At 64.5% G+C, this 13,981-nt stretch carries 9 protein-coding genes and 1 other RNA gene; 7 read left to right on the forward strand and 3 right to left on the reverse strand.

Going from position 1 to position 13,981, the window contains the following annotated elements; genetic code table 11:
* Positions 1-71 precede the first annotated feature (71 nt).
* From murC to ssrA, 3 genes are all read left to right on the forward strand, one after another.
* Positions 72-1,601 carry a UDP-N-acetylmuramate--L-alanine ligase gene (gene murC, locus KIH81_RS03490; RefSeq protein ID WP_214304181.1) on the forward strand — a complete coding sequence of 510 codons (1,530 nt, stop codon included), beginning with the start codon at positions 72-74 and terminating at the stop codon, positions 1,599-1,601.
* Between the two features lie 551 nt (positions 1,602-2,152).
* Entirely contained in the window at positions 2,153-3,025 is an 873-nt protein-coding gene (locus KIH81_RS03495; RefSeq protein WP_338024734.1) for a cell division protein FtsQ/DivIB, read from the forward strand.
* Positions 3,026-3,117: 92 nt separating this feature from the next.
* Positions 3,118-3,514, forward strand: a transfer-messenger RNA (tmRNA) gene (gene ssrA, locus KIH81_RS03500).
* Between the two features lie 413 nt (positions 3,515-3,927).
* Here the strand turns inward: ssrA and KIH81_RS03505 are convergent.
* The 3 genes from KIH81_RS03505 to KIH81_RS03515 form a co-directional block, all read right to left on the reverse strand.
* Positions 3,928-5,154, reverse strand: a complete 1,227-nt coding sequence (locus KIH81_RS03505; protein WP_109057742.1) for an MFS transporter — start codon at positions 5,152-5,154, stop codon at positions 3,928-3,930.
* Between the two features lie 240 nt (positions 5,155-5,394).
* A complete protein-coding gene (locus KIH81_RS03510) occupies positions 5,395-6,291 on the reverse strand; it encodes a carbohydrate kinase family protein (RefSeq protein ID WP_214304092.1) in 897 nt (298 codons plus the stop codon).
* A gap of 69 nt (positions 6,292-6,360) precedes the next feature.
* Positions 6,361-7,575: an ROK family transcriptional regulator gene (locus KIH81_RS03515; protein WP_214304183.1), complete on the reverse strand. Its 1,215-nt coding sequence runs from the start codon at positions 7,573-7,575 to the stop codon at positions 6,361-6,363.
* 381 nt (positions 7,576-7,956) lie between these two features.
* On the opposite strand from KIH81_RS03515, the gene KIH81_RS03520 reads away from it, so the two are divergent.
* From KIH81_RS03520 to gnpA, 4 genes are all read left to right on the forward strand, one after another.
* On the forward strand, positions 7,957-9,279 hold the full coding sequence (locus tag KIH81_RS03520) for an ABC transporter substrate-binding protein (protein ID WP_109057740.1): 1,323 nt from the start codon (positions 7,957-7,959) through the stop codon (positions 9,277-9,279).
* A gap of 179 nt (positions 9,280-9,458) precedes the next feature.
* Complete coding sequence (locus KIH81_RS03525) at positions 9,459-10,430, forward strand: carbohydrate ABC transporter permease (RefSeq protein ID WP_109057739.1); 972 nt, start codon at positions 9,459-9,461, stop codon at positions 10,428-10,430.
* Positions 10,427-11,386 (forward strand): carbohydrate ABC transporter permease, encoded by a 960-nt coding sequence (locus tag KIH81_RS03530; protein WP_217624855.1) that lies wholly within the window; start codon positions 10,427-10,429, stop codon positions 11,384-11,386. Before KIH81_RS03525 ends, KIH81_RS03530 begins: the two co-directional genes overlap by 4 nt.
* A gap of 217 nt (positions 11,387-11,603) precedes the next feature.
* Positions 11,604-13,856 (forward strand): 1,3-beta-galactosyl-N-acetylhexosamine phosphorylase, encoded by a 2,253-nt coding sequence (gnpA, locus tag KIH81_RS03535; protein ID WP_214304093.1) that lies wholly within the window; start codon positions 11,604-11,606, stop codon positions 13,854-13,856.
* Positions 13,857-13,981: the final 125 nt, after the last annotated feature.

Consider the following 13,981-nt stretch of genomic DNA (forward strand, 5'->3'; position numbering starts at 1 on the left):
ACGGCGAGGGCGACCTAAGATATGTTCCGGAACATCTGTGTAAGGAGCGTCAGAAATTGACTCAACCCATCGTGCTTGACCCCACCCATGCCGCGTTCGACGCATCGGCGAGGCCGGCGGACCTCGGTCCCACCCACTTCATCGGCATCGGCGGCGCCGGCATGAGCGTACTCGCCGAGATGCTGCACGCCCAAGGGGTCGCCGTGGACGGCTCCGACCGCGAACGCAGCGCCAAGACCGACCGTCTCGCCGCACTCGGCATCACCGTGGAATTCGGCCAGCGCGCCGAGAACGTGGCCGGCGCGTCCACCGTGGTCTACTCCAGCGCCATCAAGCCGGACAACCCCGAAATCGTGGCCGCCGCCGAGGCCGGCGCGCGTATCGTGCACCGCAGCGACATCCTCGCCCTGCTCATGAACGGCAAGCAGGCCGTCACCGTGGCGGGCGCGCACGGCAAGACCACCACCAGTTCCATGCTCGCGCACATCCTCGTGAACACGGGCGAGGATCCGAGCTACGCCATCGGCGGCTCCATCCAGGGACCGGACGGCACCACGCTGGATGGTGGCCATGCCGGAGCCGGCCGGGTGCTCGTGGCCGAGGCGGACGAATCCGACGGCAGTTTCGCCAAATACCACCCCATCATCGCCGTCATCACCAACACCGAGGCCGACCATCTCGACCATTACGGCGACGAGGCTCACTACCAGGCCGCGTTCGTGGACCATGCCGGCCACGCCACCGACCATGTGGTGATCTGCGCCGACGACAAGGACAACCTCGGCGTGATCGCCACCATGCCCGCCGAGGTCAAGGCCCGCGTCATCGCCTACGGCACCGCGCCGGCCGGCGCACTGGCCTCCGATCTGGACTTCTCGGCCATCTCCGCCTACGTGCGCATCGTCTCCGAAACCGAGGCCGCCGGCAGCGGCAGCGAACGGTTCACGCTGGAGCTGCCCACCGCGGTGACCGGGGACCAATCCGTGTCCCAGAACGTGGTGCTCAAGGTGCCCGGCATCCACAACGCGCGCAACGCCGCGGCCGCCATCACCGCCGCCGTGCTGCTCGGCGTGGCCCCCGAGGCCGCCGCGCAGGCCATCGCCGGCTTCCTGGGTGCATCCCGCCGGTTCCAGGTGCGCGGCACTGTCAAGCAGGTCACCGTGGTGGACGACTACGCCCACCATCCCACGGAGATCGCCGCGCTGCTCGACGCCGCACGACGCCGTTATCCGGAATCCGTCATCCGCGTGATCTTCCAGCCGCATCTGTTCTCCCGCACGAGGTTCTTCGCCCGCGAATTCGCCGAGGCGCTGGCCAAGGCGGACGACGTGATCGTCACCGGCATCTTCCCCGCCCGTGAAAAGCAGGAGGACTTCCCGGACGTCGGCCCGCAGACCATCGTGGACGCCGCCGCTGGGCTCAAGGACGCCTCCGCCGGCACCTGGATCCAGGCGGTGGGGGACATGTGCCTGGCCGCCAAGATGATGGCCATGCGCGCCCATCACGGCGACGTGGTGTTCACCGTGGGCGCGGGCGACATCACGGACATGGACGAAGTGCTGCTGACCGCGCTCGAGGCGCATCGCGAAAGCTGCGAGTGATGGCGGGACGTACCGTACGCTCCGCCGGCGGCTCCGGTGGCGCCAGACGTCCGCGCACGGTGGCCTCGCATGTGAACGAGAAGCCCCTGAAGGGCGAGGAACAGGCGGGGCGCGCCGGCAGGACCGTCCGCCAGACCGGTTCGGTCTCCATGCCGTCCTCGTCGTTCCCCGCACAACCGGCCGCCAGCACCGTGACCCGGCAGAACGTGCGTGCCGCGGCGCGTGTGGCGGGCAAATCCGCCACGAAATCGCCGGCCAAGTCCGTTGCACGAGGCATGACGCGGTCCACCGCCCAGTCCGGCGCGCGGTTCGTCTCGAAGCCTTCGGGACAGGGCGGTGCCGCCGCTTCGGCTTCGACTGGGACGCACCAGGGTGCCAAGTCACCTTCACGCAATGCGTCCCGCTCGTTCAATCCCTTCGCAAGGACCGTGTCCAAGCCCGCGACGTCCCGTGCCGGCAAGCCACGTGCGGTGGCCTCGCATCATGACGGGGAGTCGGCGAGGGTTCGAGGACGTGGCGCTGCCCCGGTCGAGCGCCCGTCATCCACCGACGTGACGGTGGCCAAGGGACAGGCCGGCGCGTTCGTGGACGCCCGCCGTCTGCGCAGCGAGGACTACGTGACCGAGACCCTGCATCAGACCACCGGCATGCTCGGCATCGCATCGCGTCCGAAGGTGGTGGACTTCACCGAGCGTGCCAAGGAACGCAAGCGCGCCAGCGCCCGCGTGATCGCCGTCCGCGTGCTCGCGGGCCTTGCCGGCATCGCCGTACTGGCCGGGCTGACCTGGCTGCTGTTCTTCTCCACCGTGTTCCGCCTGGAAACCGGGGCGATCAGTGTGACCGGCGCCAACGAATGGGTGAGTGCCCAGACCATCCACGCCATCGCGGACAAGCAGGCCGGCAAGTCGCTGTTTCTGGTCTCCACGAACGACGTGGCGAACCAGCTCAAGGACATTCCCGGAGTGTCCGAAGCCAAGGTCTCACGGCGATTCCCGAAGGCCATGAGCGTCGAGATCACCGCACAGAAGCCCGCCGCCATGCTCAAAAGCGGTGATACGCTGACCGCGGTGGATGCCGAGGCCCGCGTGCTCAATTCGGTCTCGTCCAAGGATGTGGACGGCATTCCGGTCATCGAGGTCAAGGACGTGGAGACGAGCCTGAAGAACCGCTCGGTCAAGGAGGCGCTGACCATCCTGGGGGCTCTGCCCGAATCGATGCGCCAGCAGATCACCAAGGTGACCGCCGAGACGCAGGACTCCGTGACCACCACGCTGGACGGCGGAGAACGGGTGATCGTCTGGGGCGACTCCTCCCAGCTCAAGCTCAAGATGGCCGTGGTGGACAAGATCATCAACGATCCGAAGGTGATAGGGGAGCGGCATCAGGTGGATGTCTCCGCGCCGCTCAAACCGATCATCAAATGATTTCGTCCAGCGCGTACGGCTTGCGCGGCCGGACGAACGGGTGTATCTTGAAAAGTCCGGCCGAAAAGTCGGATGCTTGATAATTCAAGATTGGGGTCGATCGGTTTCGACGGTGACCTGTTCGCTGCAGGGAAGCGTGCCGAGAACGCCGGGTCCGCTCGTGGATGACCCCGGCAAAAGAATAAGTGCTAAATCTAACCGCACTGAGTTCGCTCTCGCTGCCTGAGCTTCGCGCCAGGATTAACCAGTGAGCAGCCGCTCCGTTCACTCTCTCTCGTCTTTGGGGGGATGCTGAGCGTCGTTAAGAAGACTTGCTGATGTAGCTGAGCCTCAGGGCTGCATCGGGACTTTTACTGCGGATATGCTCGCCATCGGTTGTCTGCGACACAGATGGGGGCAGAAAAACCGCCGTACGGCCAGCAGACTACGCACGTAGAAGACTGTGGGCTCGGTCATCGGACCGGGGTTCAATTCCCCGCGACTCCACCATGTAAGGCGTCGTTCCCCGAAAGGGGAGCGGCGCCTTTTTCGTATTGAAACAATGTCCCGACCGGGCCCGATCTTGGCGGCACGATCGGCGACATACGTTCAAGGTTCTGTTAAGCCAAGATCGACATGAATCCATGTCCTACCCCTCAGTCGGCTTCGCTGACAGCTCGTCCTGCAATTAGGGACGAACTTCGTTCGCAGTCCACTGGCTCGACTGTCGTCTCGCACATCGCCTACAAACAGCTCTGCTGTTTGCATCACGGCGATGTCCTGACAAGGGGAGCCAAGAATAAGGACCATGTCAATCTTGGTTTAACAGAACCTACGAAAAACCGCCGTCCCGATGGGGGAGCGGCGGTTTTTCAAAGTCCGAGGTCAGTCAGCGCGGACCGACCGGGAACCGGCGAAGGCGATCAGGCCTTCTTGCCTTCGAGGATCTTGTAGCCGAAGCCCATGACCAGCACGTAGAGGCAGCCGACGGCCATCACGAGGATGCCACCGAACTGGCCGGCCGCGTCGGCGGCCACACCCATGATCGGCGGGAAGATGGCGCCACCGATCAGACCCATGAGCATGAGGCCGGAGATCTCGTTCTGACGATCCGGACGGTACATCAGGGCGTGGGACAGGAACAGGGAGAACACGTTGGAGTTACCGAAGCCGACCAGGGCCACGGCGACCCAGAACAGCCAGACCGGCGGGTTGTCCTGCACGAGGGCGAAGATCGCGAAGCAGACGGCGGACAGGGTCATGATGACGCCGCAGATGCGCAGGCCGACCTTGTTGGAGATCTTCTGGAGCACGATGCCGCCGGTGAAGCAGCCGATCATACGGGCGATGAAGTAGACCATGGTGGCGGTGGCGGCGATCTCGGTGAACTGGTCGCCGGTGTGCTCGGTCAGGATACGCGGGGCCTGGGCGTTGATGCCGACGTCCACACCCACGTGGGCGACGATGCCGAGGAAGCACAGGAACACGATGGCGTCGGAGAACAGGAGCTTGAAGCAGCGGCCGATGGTGGTGGTGCCGGCGTCCGGAGCGGGCTCCTCGATCTTGTCGAAGGCCAGCAGGATGTAGCCGATGATGCCGATGACAAAGTAGATCACGAACAGGATCCACCACATGCCGAGCTTGGTGGCGCCCCAGATGGCGATGTACGGGGCGAACAGGGAGGCGAAGGCCTTGACGAACTGGCCGGTGGTCAGCGTGGAGGCGAGCTTGTCACCCTTGACGAACACGGTCAGCAGCGGGTTCAGGGACACCTGCATAAGGGTGTTGCCGATGCCGAGGAAGGCGAAGGAGATGACGATCAGGACGAGGCGGGCGGTGCCGGAGAGCGCCACGTAGGCGATGATCGGCAGGGCCATGGCCACGAGGGTCACGAGGATGGACCACAGCACGGTCTTGCGGCGGCCGATCTTGTTCATCAGCATGCCGGTGGGCACGGAGAAGATGAGGAACCAGAAGAACACCATCGTGGTGAACAGGTTCGCGGTGCCGTCGGCCAGCGCGAACTCGCCCTTGACGTAGTTCGTCGCGGTGCCGACCAGGTCGACGAAGCCCATGACGAAGAAGGCGAACATCACCGGCAGGATCTTGGCGAATCCGGCGTTGCCGGTCTTGGTGGTTTCGTTGCTCATTATGAATCCCTTTTTCTTAACTGCAATGAGGCAATGAATCTGTGGCGATATTCAGTTATGATCCGGCCTGCGTCGGCCGGGTTTTCCGCGTCAATCGGGTATGGCTCACGCTGGGGAAGCGTGTTTTGGTTATGCATCCGAAGCGGCGTTGCCTCGGCGTGAGCCATACCCGAAAGCGGGAGGAAAGGAGGTTATCGGGCGGGTGCTAACGACCCGCGGGATGGGACGGAAGAGGTCGACTCACTTGCCGGCTTCGGCGAGGTAGTCGGGCATCTGCTCCGGGTAGTCCGGCCAGGCGCCGGCCTGGGTGCACACGAAGGCGGCGGTGTTGACGGCCTTGCGGTGGGCATCGGAGAGGGAGTCGCCCAGCAGGGTGCGGGCGGTGAAGGTGCCGGAGAAGGAGTCGCCAGCGCCGACGGTGTCCACGACCTCGACGTGCGGGGTGTCCACGGTGGAGGACTCGCCCTTGCGGGAGATGATGGTGGAGTAGGCGGAACCGGCGGTCAGGATCACGTAGTCCAGGTTGAACTCGTCCAGGAACCAACGGCAGGCGTCCTCACCGGAGGTGCCGCGGATGTCGAACATGTCGCGCAGGAGCAGCAGCTCCTCGTCGTTGATCTTGAAGACGGTGGAGTAGCCCAGCAGCTCCTCGATGAGCTCCTTGGAGTAGTGGTCGCCGCGCAGGTTGATGTCGAAGAACTTCATCGCGCCCGGCTTGGTCTGCTTGAGCAGCTCAGTGATGGTGGCGTGGGACTCGGGGGAGCGCAGGGCCAGGGTGCCGAAGCAGACGGCGTCCGCCTTGGAGACCACGTCGATGAGCTGGCGGGTGTAGGCGATGTGATCCCAGGCCACGCCCTTGACGATGGTGTACTCCGGGATGCCGTTCTTCAGGGCCACCTCGACGGTGGAGGTCGGCCAGGCGTTGCGCTGGATGATGGTGTTGATGCCGGCTTCCTCGGCCTTGGCCACCAGTTCGTCGCCGAGCTCATCCTCGCCGACCGCGCTGACGGACCAGCCCTCGGCACCGTTCTTCATCGCGTGGTAGGCGAAGTTCACCGGAGCGCCGCCGGCGCGCTTGCCGCCCGGCAGCATATCCCACAGCAGCTCACCCAGGCTCAGAACGATCGGGTTAGACATGGTTGTTTCCTTTCCTTTGTTTGGTTTCTTCCGTAGGGAAAATCTTTGTTTTGTCCGCGTCCCGCGTCGTCACGAGACGTCGAAGAACATCGAGGGATGTTCCAGGAATTGTGTGACCGCCACGGCCGCGGCGCCGGAGACGGCCGCGTCCGCCGACAGTGTGGACAGGGTGATGGAAGTCGTTTCGTTGAGTTCGGGGATGGACCGTTCGTCCACCGTGCGGCGCACCTCGTCGAGCAGCAGCGGGCCCGCTTCGGCCACGATGTCGCCGATGATGATGTGCCGGGGATTGAAGCCGTTGAAGATGGTCACGCAACCGTAGCCGACGTAGCGTCCGATCTCGCGGATCATCTCGCGGGCGCGTTCGTCGCCCTCGCGGGCCTTGGCGAACAGCGCGCGCACCGCATCGGTGTGGGTCATGGCCGCGGCTCCCGGCACCACCTCGCCGTCCTCGATGAGCATGTCATGGATGGCGGGGGTGGAGCAGTAGCGCTCGAGGCAGCCGACGTTGCCGCAGTCGCACGGACGGCCGTTGACGTCGATGGAGATGTGGCCGATTTCGGTGGCGGCGCCGAGGTAGCCGTTGATGAGACGGCCGTTGTCGATGACGCCGAGGCCGACGCCCTCGCCGAGCAGGTAGTAGGAGAGGTTGGCCTCCGTGTGGACGGCCGGGTCGAACAGGTAGTGGGCCAGGGCGCCGGCGCGGGCGTCCTGTTCGGTGAACACCGGCACGCGGAAGGCGGTGGAGAATTCCTTGATGAAGTTGATCCTGCGCCAGCCCTGCATGCTGGAGACCACGGCGGTGCGGCCTTCGTTGCGCAGGTAGGGGCCCGGCACGGCCATGCCGACGGCGACGATGGACGGGTCATCCGCCAGCAGCTGCGTGATGCGCTCGTGGATGATGGCGATGGTGTCGTCGATGGTGTTGTCGTAGACGGTGGGCAGGTTCTCAAGGCTCAGGGCGTTGCCGCACAGGTCGAACACGCCGATCTGGACGAGCGAGCGCGCGAACTTGATGCCGATGATGCGGAATCGGGCGGTGTCGAGCTCCAGTCCGATGGAACGGCGGTTCTTGGAGCCCTCGATGTCGCCGGTCTCCTCGATGACGCCGGCCTCGATGAGGCGGGCGGTGATCTTGGTGATGGCGGCGGGGGTCAGGTCCAGGGCCTTGGCGATCTGGGCGCGGGAGCTGATGCCGTTGTGGTACAGGTGCTTGAGGATGCGGGAACGGTTCGATTCGGAGACGGTGGCACGGGACTTGGCCGGGCTGGCTTCGATCGCCATGATGGTCATGTGTCCTCCTTGCCGTGCGTCGTCGCGAGTGGTTCACACTCAGCATTGAATCTAAACTTGGTTAAGATGTTAACGCGGTTAATGTATTAACGCAACGAAGCGATGTGGCGGCGTGTCGCGTGCGCGCCCGCGGGGACTGGGGTCTAGCGGTGTATCACATGTTTCGCGAGTGTTTCTGTTTGATGTAAAGAATGTTGACAAATAGGCTGATTTCGCGGAGTATCGCGAAATGTCACCGTTTACACGGCAAGGCTGGGGAAGTGGACACGCGGTTAATGTAAAGGTAGTTGACATTGACGCTTTCGCGCCGTACCCTGAACGTAGTTGCCAAGGAAGAACGGCAACGAACCAAGCTCGAAGAGGAGTAGGAACATGGTTTCATTCAACAAGCGACTTATGGCCGGTCTGGCCGCGGTGGCCGCTCTGTCCATGGGACTGGCCGGATGCGGTTCCCAGTCGAACACCGGAACCAGCGAGGGTGATTCGTCCGACGGCGGCGTCGTGAACATCACCTACATGCATCGTCTGCCCGATAACGACGGCATGGTGCTGGTCAACGACATCGTGGCCAAGTGGAACAAGGAGCACCCGGATATCCAGGTCAAGGCCACCAAGTTCGACGGCAAGGCCTCTGAGATGATCAAGAAGCTCGAGACCGACGTCAAGTCCGGCGAGGCCCCCGATCTGGCCCAGGTCGGCTACGCCGAGCTGCCCGAGGTCTTCACCAAGGGCATGCTGCAGGACGTGACCCAGTACGCCGAGCAGTACAAGAACGACTTCGCCTCCGGCCCGTACTCCCTGGTGCAGGTGGACGGCAAGGCCTACGGCCTGCCGCAGGACACCGGCCCGCTGGTCTACTTCTACAACAAGGCCGAGTTCGAGAAGCTCGGCATCACCGAGGTCCCGCAGAGCGCCAGCGACTTCATCGCCGCGGCCAAGAAGGCCGCCGCCGCCGGCAAGTACATCATGTCCTACCAGCCCGATGAGGCCGGCAACATGATCTCCGGCCTGGCCGGCGCCTCCGGCGGCTGGTACAAGGTCAAGGACAACGCCTGGGTGGTCAACACCGAGACGGACGGCTCCAAGGCCGTGGCCGACTTCTACCAGCAGCTGCTCGACGCCAAGGCCGTGACCACCAACCCGCGTTGGGATCCGACCTTCGACGCCTCCATCAAGAACGGCGAGCTGATCGGCACCGTGGCCGCCGCCTGGGAGGCCCCGCTGTTCATGACCTCCTCCGGTGGCACCGGCTCCGGCGAATGGCAGGTCGCCCAGCTCGGCGACTGGTTCGGCAACGCCGGCAAGACCGGCCCCGACGGTGGTTCCGCCGTGGCCGTGCTGAAGAACTCGAAGCACCCGAAGGAAGCCATGGAGTTCCTGGATTGGTTCAACACCCAGATCTCCGACCTGGTCTCCCAGGGCCTGGTTCCGGCCGCCACCACCGAGGACGCCAAGACCCCGGATGACTGGTCCACGTTCTTCGGCGGCCAGGACATCATGTCCGAGTTCAAGACCGCGAACAACAACATGGGCGACTTCACCTACATGCCCGGCTTCTCCGCCGTCGCCGCGAAGATGAACGAGACCGCCGCCAAGGCCTCCGACGGCTCCGGCAAGGTCGCGGACATCTTCTCCGAGGCACAGACCACGTCCGTCGACACGCTGAAGAACCTGGGCCTGTCCGTGGCCGAGTAACGGTCGGTCCGCCGGTGCCTTTACCGGAAAGAGACTGACTGTTCCACACACCGAAAGGCCGGAGTTCATCGCTCCGGCCTTTCTTTATGAAGGGCGACCCGGCGGCCGTTCGAGGCATCGCCGCCGCCCGCAACGAATCTTTTTGTATCCCGCACTGTTCTTTGAAAGACAGGTTTCCTATGACTGCAACAACGCAACCGGCGAAGACGGGGGTCGCCAAGCGTGCCGCCAAGCCGAAGCGGTCGGATGCCGCACGGCGTGAGAACCGCACCGGCTGGGCCTTCATGGCGCCCTTCGCCATCCTGTTCGCCCTGGTGTTCATCCTGCCCATCGTCTGGGCCATCTATTCCAGCTTCTTCCGCCAGGTCACCGTGGGCGGTGGCGCTTACGGCGGCGGCGAACTGGTCAACAAGTTCGTCGGACTGCAGAACTTCCAGTACGTGATCACGTCCGGCGCGTTCTGGGCCGGCGTGGGCAGGGTGGTCATCTACACCCTGATCCAGGTGCCGATCATGATCATCGCCGCACTGGCGCTGGCCATGCTCGTCGACTCGTACATCGTCAAGCACATCACCGCCTTCCGCCTCGGCTACTTCCTGCCGTACGCCATCCCCGGCGTGGTGGCCTCCATCATCTGGGTCTACCTGTACAACGGCCAGATCTCGCCGATCGTCAAGGGCCTGGCCGCCCTGGGCATCAAGGTGAACTTCTTCGCTGACAACGTGGTCCTTGGCTCGATGGCCAACATCACCACCTGGACCTTCACCGGCTACAACATGCTGATCTTCCTCGCGGCCCTCCAGGCCATCCCGCACGACCTGTACGAGGCGGCCCGCATCGACGGCGCCAACGGCTTCCAGATCGCCATGAAGATCAAGCTGCCGAACGTGCGCGCCGCGGCCCTGCTCGCCATGCTGCTGTCCATCGTGGGCACCATCCAGCTGTTCAACGAGCCGCAGGTCATGACCATCTCCGACCCGAGCATCTCCAAGTCGTACACCCCGATGATGATGGCCCTCAACACCTCGCAGGGCACCCTGACGCCGGGCGGCGACGGACCCGCATCCGCCGTGGCCATCGTCATGGCATTGATCGCAGGCGTGCTCGCCGTGGCGTACACGCTGGTTGAAAGGAAGGTGAACGCGGAATGAGCGCCGTGAACGTCGATAGCAAGGAGGCCCGCGCCGCCGCGCGTGCCCGCAAGAAGGCCGACAAGATCCGTGACCAGCATGCCAACGACCTGCCCCGTTCCATGCAGCCCTCCGCTCTGGTCAAGACCGTCACCGTCGTGGTGCTGGTCGCCGCGCTGATCTACTTCCTGTTCCCGATCTACTGGGCCATCATCGCCTCCACGAAGACCCCGAGCGAGATGACCGGCAGCAACGGCCTGTGGTTCGCGGTCGGCATCACCGACCTGCCGGGCGCCATCGCCAAGAACTACTCCACGCTGCTGGGCTGGACCCGAGGCCAGTTCTGGCGCTGGGTGCTCAACTCGCTGATCTACTCCGGCGTCTCCGCCCTGATCGGCACGCTCGTGGCCGTCATGGCCGGCTACGCCACCGCCAAGTTCAACTTCCGCGGCAAGAACATCGCCATCGGCGTGATCATGGGCTGCATGCTCATGCCCGCCGCGCTGCTGACCATCCCGCAGTACTCGATCTTCCACGCCGTGCACCTGACCAACACCATGCTCTCAATCATCATCCCGTGCTGCGTCTCCCCGTTCGGCTTCTTCCTGGGCCGCGTGTACGCGCAGACCTCGGTGCCGAACGAACTGCTGGAGGCGGCCCGCATCGACGGCGCCAGCGAGGCGCGCATCTTCTTCACCATCGTGCTGAGGATCCTCGCCCCGGCCATGGTCACGATCTTCCTGTTCCTGTTCGTGGCCACCTGGAACAACTTCCTGCTGCCGTTGATGATGGTCTCGTCCGACACCCTGAAGCCCGTGACCCTGGGCCTGTACGGCATGGTCTCGCTGGCCACGTTCACCGATCGCGGCGCCCTGATGATGGGTGCTCTGCTCGGCGTCCTGCCCGTGATCGTCCTGTTCCTCGGCCTCCAGCGCTACTGGCAGGCCGGCCTGGCGGCTGGTGCGGTCAAGGGCTGAGCCTACGGACAGTCCGGTGGACTGTCCGTAGGCTCAGCCTGAGCGAGGCGACAGCCGAGCGAAGGTCGGATTGAGCCTCGCCGAAGGCGAGTCCGTAATTGCGGGGGCCGGAGGCGATGCCGTTAAGCGGACAGCCCGGTGCCGAACCGATTGTCTCGGTGGCTCCCCTCAATCAGGGGAGCCACCTCTTACCGAAATTACAAGGAGTAACACTTTCATGACCACCACTGGACGTTTCACGCTTCCCAGCGAGGAGAACTTCGCCGAGAAGACCAAGGAACTGGCCGAACTGTGGGGCGCCGACGCCATCCGCAACTCGGACGGCACCCATCTGGACGACGCCGTCCTGGCGCTGGGCAAGAAGATCTACAGCGCCTACTTCCCGACCCGCGCGCATAACGAGTGGATCACCCTCCACATGGACGAGACGCCGCAGGTCTACCTGCTGACCCAGCGCGTGCTCGCCGAGACGGACACCGTCTCCATCGATCTCATGTCCACGTTCTACGAGGAGCAGCTGACCCCGAACTATGACGCCGACCCGGCCAAGTACTGGGAGGTCATCGACCGCACCACCGGCGAGGTCGTGGGCCCGGCGGACTGGTCCGTCGACAAGGACTCCCACAGCGTGACCGTGCACGGCGTGACCCCGATGCACGAGTACACGGCTTCGTTCCTCGCCTACATCATCTGGGACCCGGTCGAGATGTATAACCATCTCACCAACGACTGGGGCGACAAGGAACACGAGATCCCGTTCGACATCTACCATCCGGCCACCCGCAAGTTCGTGTTCGACACGTTCGAGAAGTGGCTTGCGGAGAACCCCACCACCGACGTGGTGCGCTTCACCACCTTCTTCTACCAGTTCACGCTCCTGTTCGACCAGAAGCACCGTGAGAAGATCGTCGACTGGTTCGGCTGCTCCTGCACCGTCAGCCCGCAGGCCCTGGACGACTTCGAGAAGCAGTACGGCTACCGTCTGCGTCCGGAGGACTTCGTGGACGGCGGCTGCTACAACTCCGCATGGCGCGTGCCGCGCAAGGCCCAGCGTGACTGGATCGACTTCCTCTCCGGCTTCGTGCGCGAGAACGTCAAGAAGCTCGCTGACATGTCCCACGCCGCCGGCAAGGAAGCCATGATGTTCCTCGGCGACCAGTGGATCGGCACCGAACCCTACAAGGACGGCTTCGGCGACCTCGGCCTGGACGCCGTGGTCGGCTCCATCGGCGACGGCACCACCACCCGCATGATCGCGGACATCAAGGGCGTCAGGTACACCGAAGGCCGCTTCCTGCCGTACTTCTTCCCGGACACCTTCTACGAGGGCAACGACCCGAGCATCGAGGCATGGGACAACTGGCGCAAGGCCCGCCGCGCCATCCTGCGTTCGCCGATCGCCCGCATGGGCTACGGCGGCTACCTCTCGCTCGCGGCCAAGTTCCCCAAGTTCGTGGACGCGGTGACGCACATCGCCGACGAATTCCGCGACATCCACGAGCGCACCGGGGGAGCGGCGGCCGAAGGCGAGCTCAATGTGGCCATCCTGAACTCCTGGGGCAAGATGCGCTCCTGGATGGCGTACACGGTGGCCCACGCCCTGCCCAACAAGCAGACCTACTCGTACTACGGCATCCTCGAAGCCCTCTCCGGCATGCGCGTCAACGTGCGGTTCATCAGCTTCGACGACGTGCTGGACCACGGCGTGGATCCGGACATCGACGTGGTGATCACCGGAGGCCCGGTGGACACCGCCTACTCCGGTGGCGACGTGTGGACCAGGGAGCCCAGGCTGGCCGAGACGCTGCGCGCCTGGGTGCGCGGCGGCGGCGCCCTCGTGGGCGTGGGCGAGCCGAGCTCCCAGTGGTTCCAGGGCCGTTTCTTCCAGTTGGCCGACGTGCTCGGCGTGGACGAGGAGCGCTTCCAGACCCTGTCGGTGGACAAGTATTTCCCGCCGGTCACCCCGGACCACTTCATCACCGAGGACGTGCACGTCGATCCGGCGTCGCGCGAGGCCTGGAGCGAGGCCGGCTACCGTATCCCGCTGTCCGGCTGCGGCGGCGGCCAGGGCAAGGCTCCGCTCGGCGGCATCGACTTTGGCGAGGCGATCGCCAACACGTTCCCGATCAACGAGAACGTGACTCTGCTAAGGGCCGACGGCGGCGAGGTGCAGCTCGCGGTCAACGAATACGGCAAGGGGCGCGGCGTGTACGTCTCTGGCCTGCCGTACTCCGCGGCCAACGCCCGCCTGCTCGAACGCATCCTGTTCTACGCCTCCCACAACGAAGGCAAGTACGCGGCGTTCAGCTCCACCAACCCCGAGTGCGAGGTGGCGCGATTCCCCGAACAGCACTGGTACTGCGTGATCAACAACACCGATCGTGCGCAGTCCACCGATGTGGCGCTGCCCTCCGGTGAGGTCGAGCACTTCGATCTCGGCCCCAGCGGCATCGCTTGGCGCGAACTGTAAATCGACGACGGATTGCGGATCACGCCATGAGCGTCCGGCCTGCGGTACCTACTCCTCCCGCAGGCCGGCTTTGTATGTGTGCCGGTTCGTCGCCCGTCGGAGTACGTCGGGCGCGGGTCGGACTG

The organism is Bifidobacterium miconisargentati (assembly GCF_019331675.1).
In the GTDB taxonomy this organism is placed as follows: Bacteria; Actinomycetota; Actinomycetes; order Actinomycetales; family Bifidobacteriaceae; genus Bifidobacterium; species Bifidobacterium miconisargentati.

Bases quoted from the DNA above. Each gene is read 5' to 3' on its own strand.
- KIH81_RS03515 (WP_214304183.1), bottom strand. From the start codon at position 7,575: ATGGCGATCGAAGCCAGCCCGGCCAAGTCCCGTGCCACCGTCTCCGAA.
- KIH81_RS03510 (WP_214304092.1), bottom strand. From the start codon at position 6,291: ATGTCTAACCCGATCGTTCTGAGCCTGGGTGAGCTGCTGTGGGATATG.
- KIH81_RS03525 (WP_109057739.1), top strand. From the start codon at position 9,459: ATGACTGCAACAACGCAACCGGCGAAGACGGGGGTCGCCAAGCGTGCC.
- KIH81_RS03530 (WP_217624855.1), top strand. From the start codon at position 10,427: ATGAGCGCCGTGAACGTCGATAGCAAGGAGGCCCGCGCCGCCGCGCGT.
- KIH81_RS03520 (WP_109057740.1), top strand. From the start codon at position 7,957: ATGGTTTCATTCAACAAGCGACTTATGGCCGGTCTGGCCGCGGTGGCC.
- KIH81_RS03505 (WP_109057742.1), bottom strand. From the start codon at position 5,154: ATGAGCAACGAAACCACCAAGACCGGCAACGCCGGATTCGCCAAGATC.
- gnpA (WP_214304093.1), top strand. From the start codon at position 11,604: ATGACCACCACTGGACGTTTCACGCTTCCCAGCGAGGAGAACTTCGCC.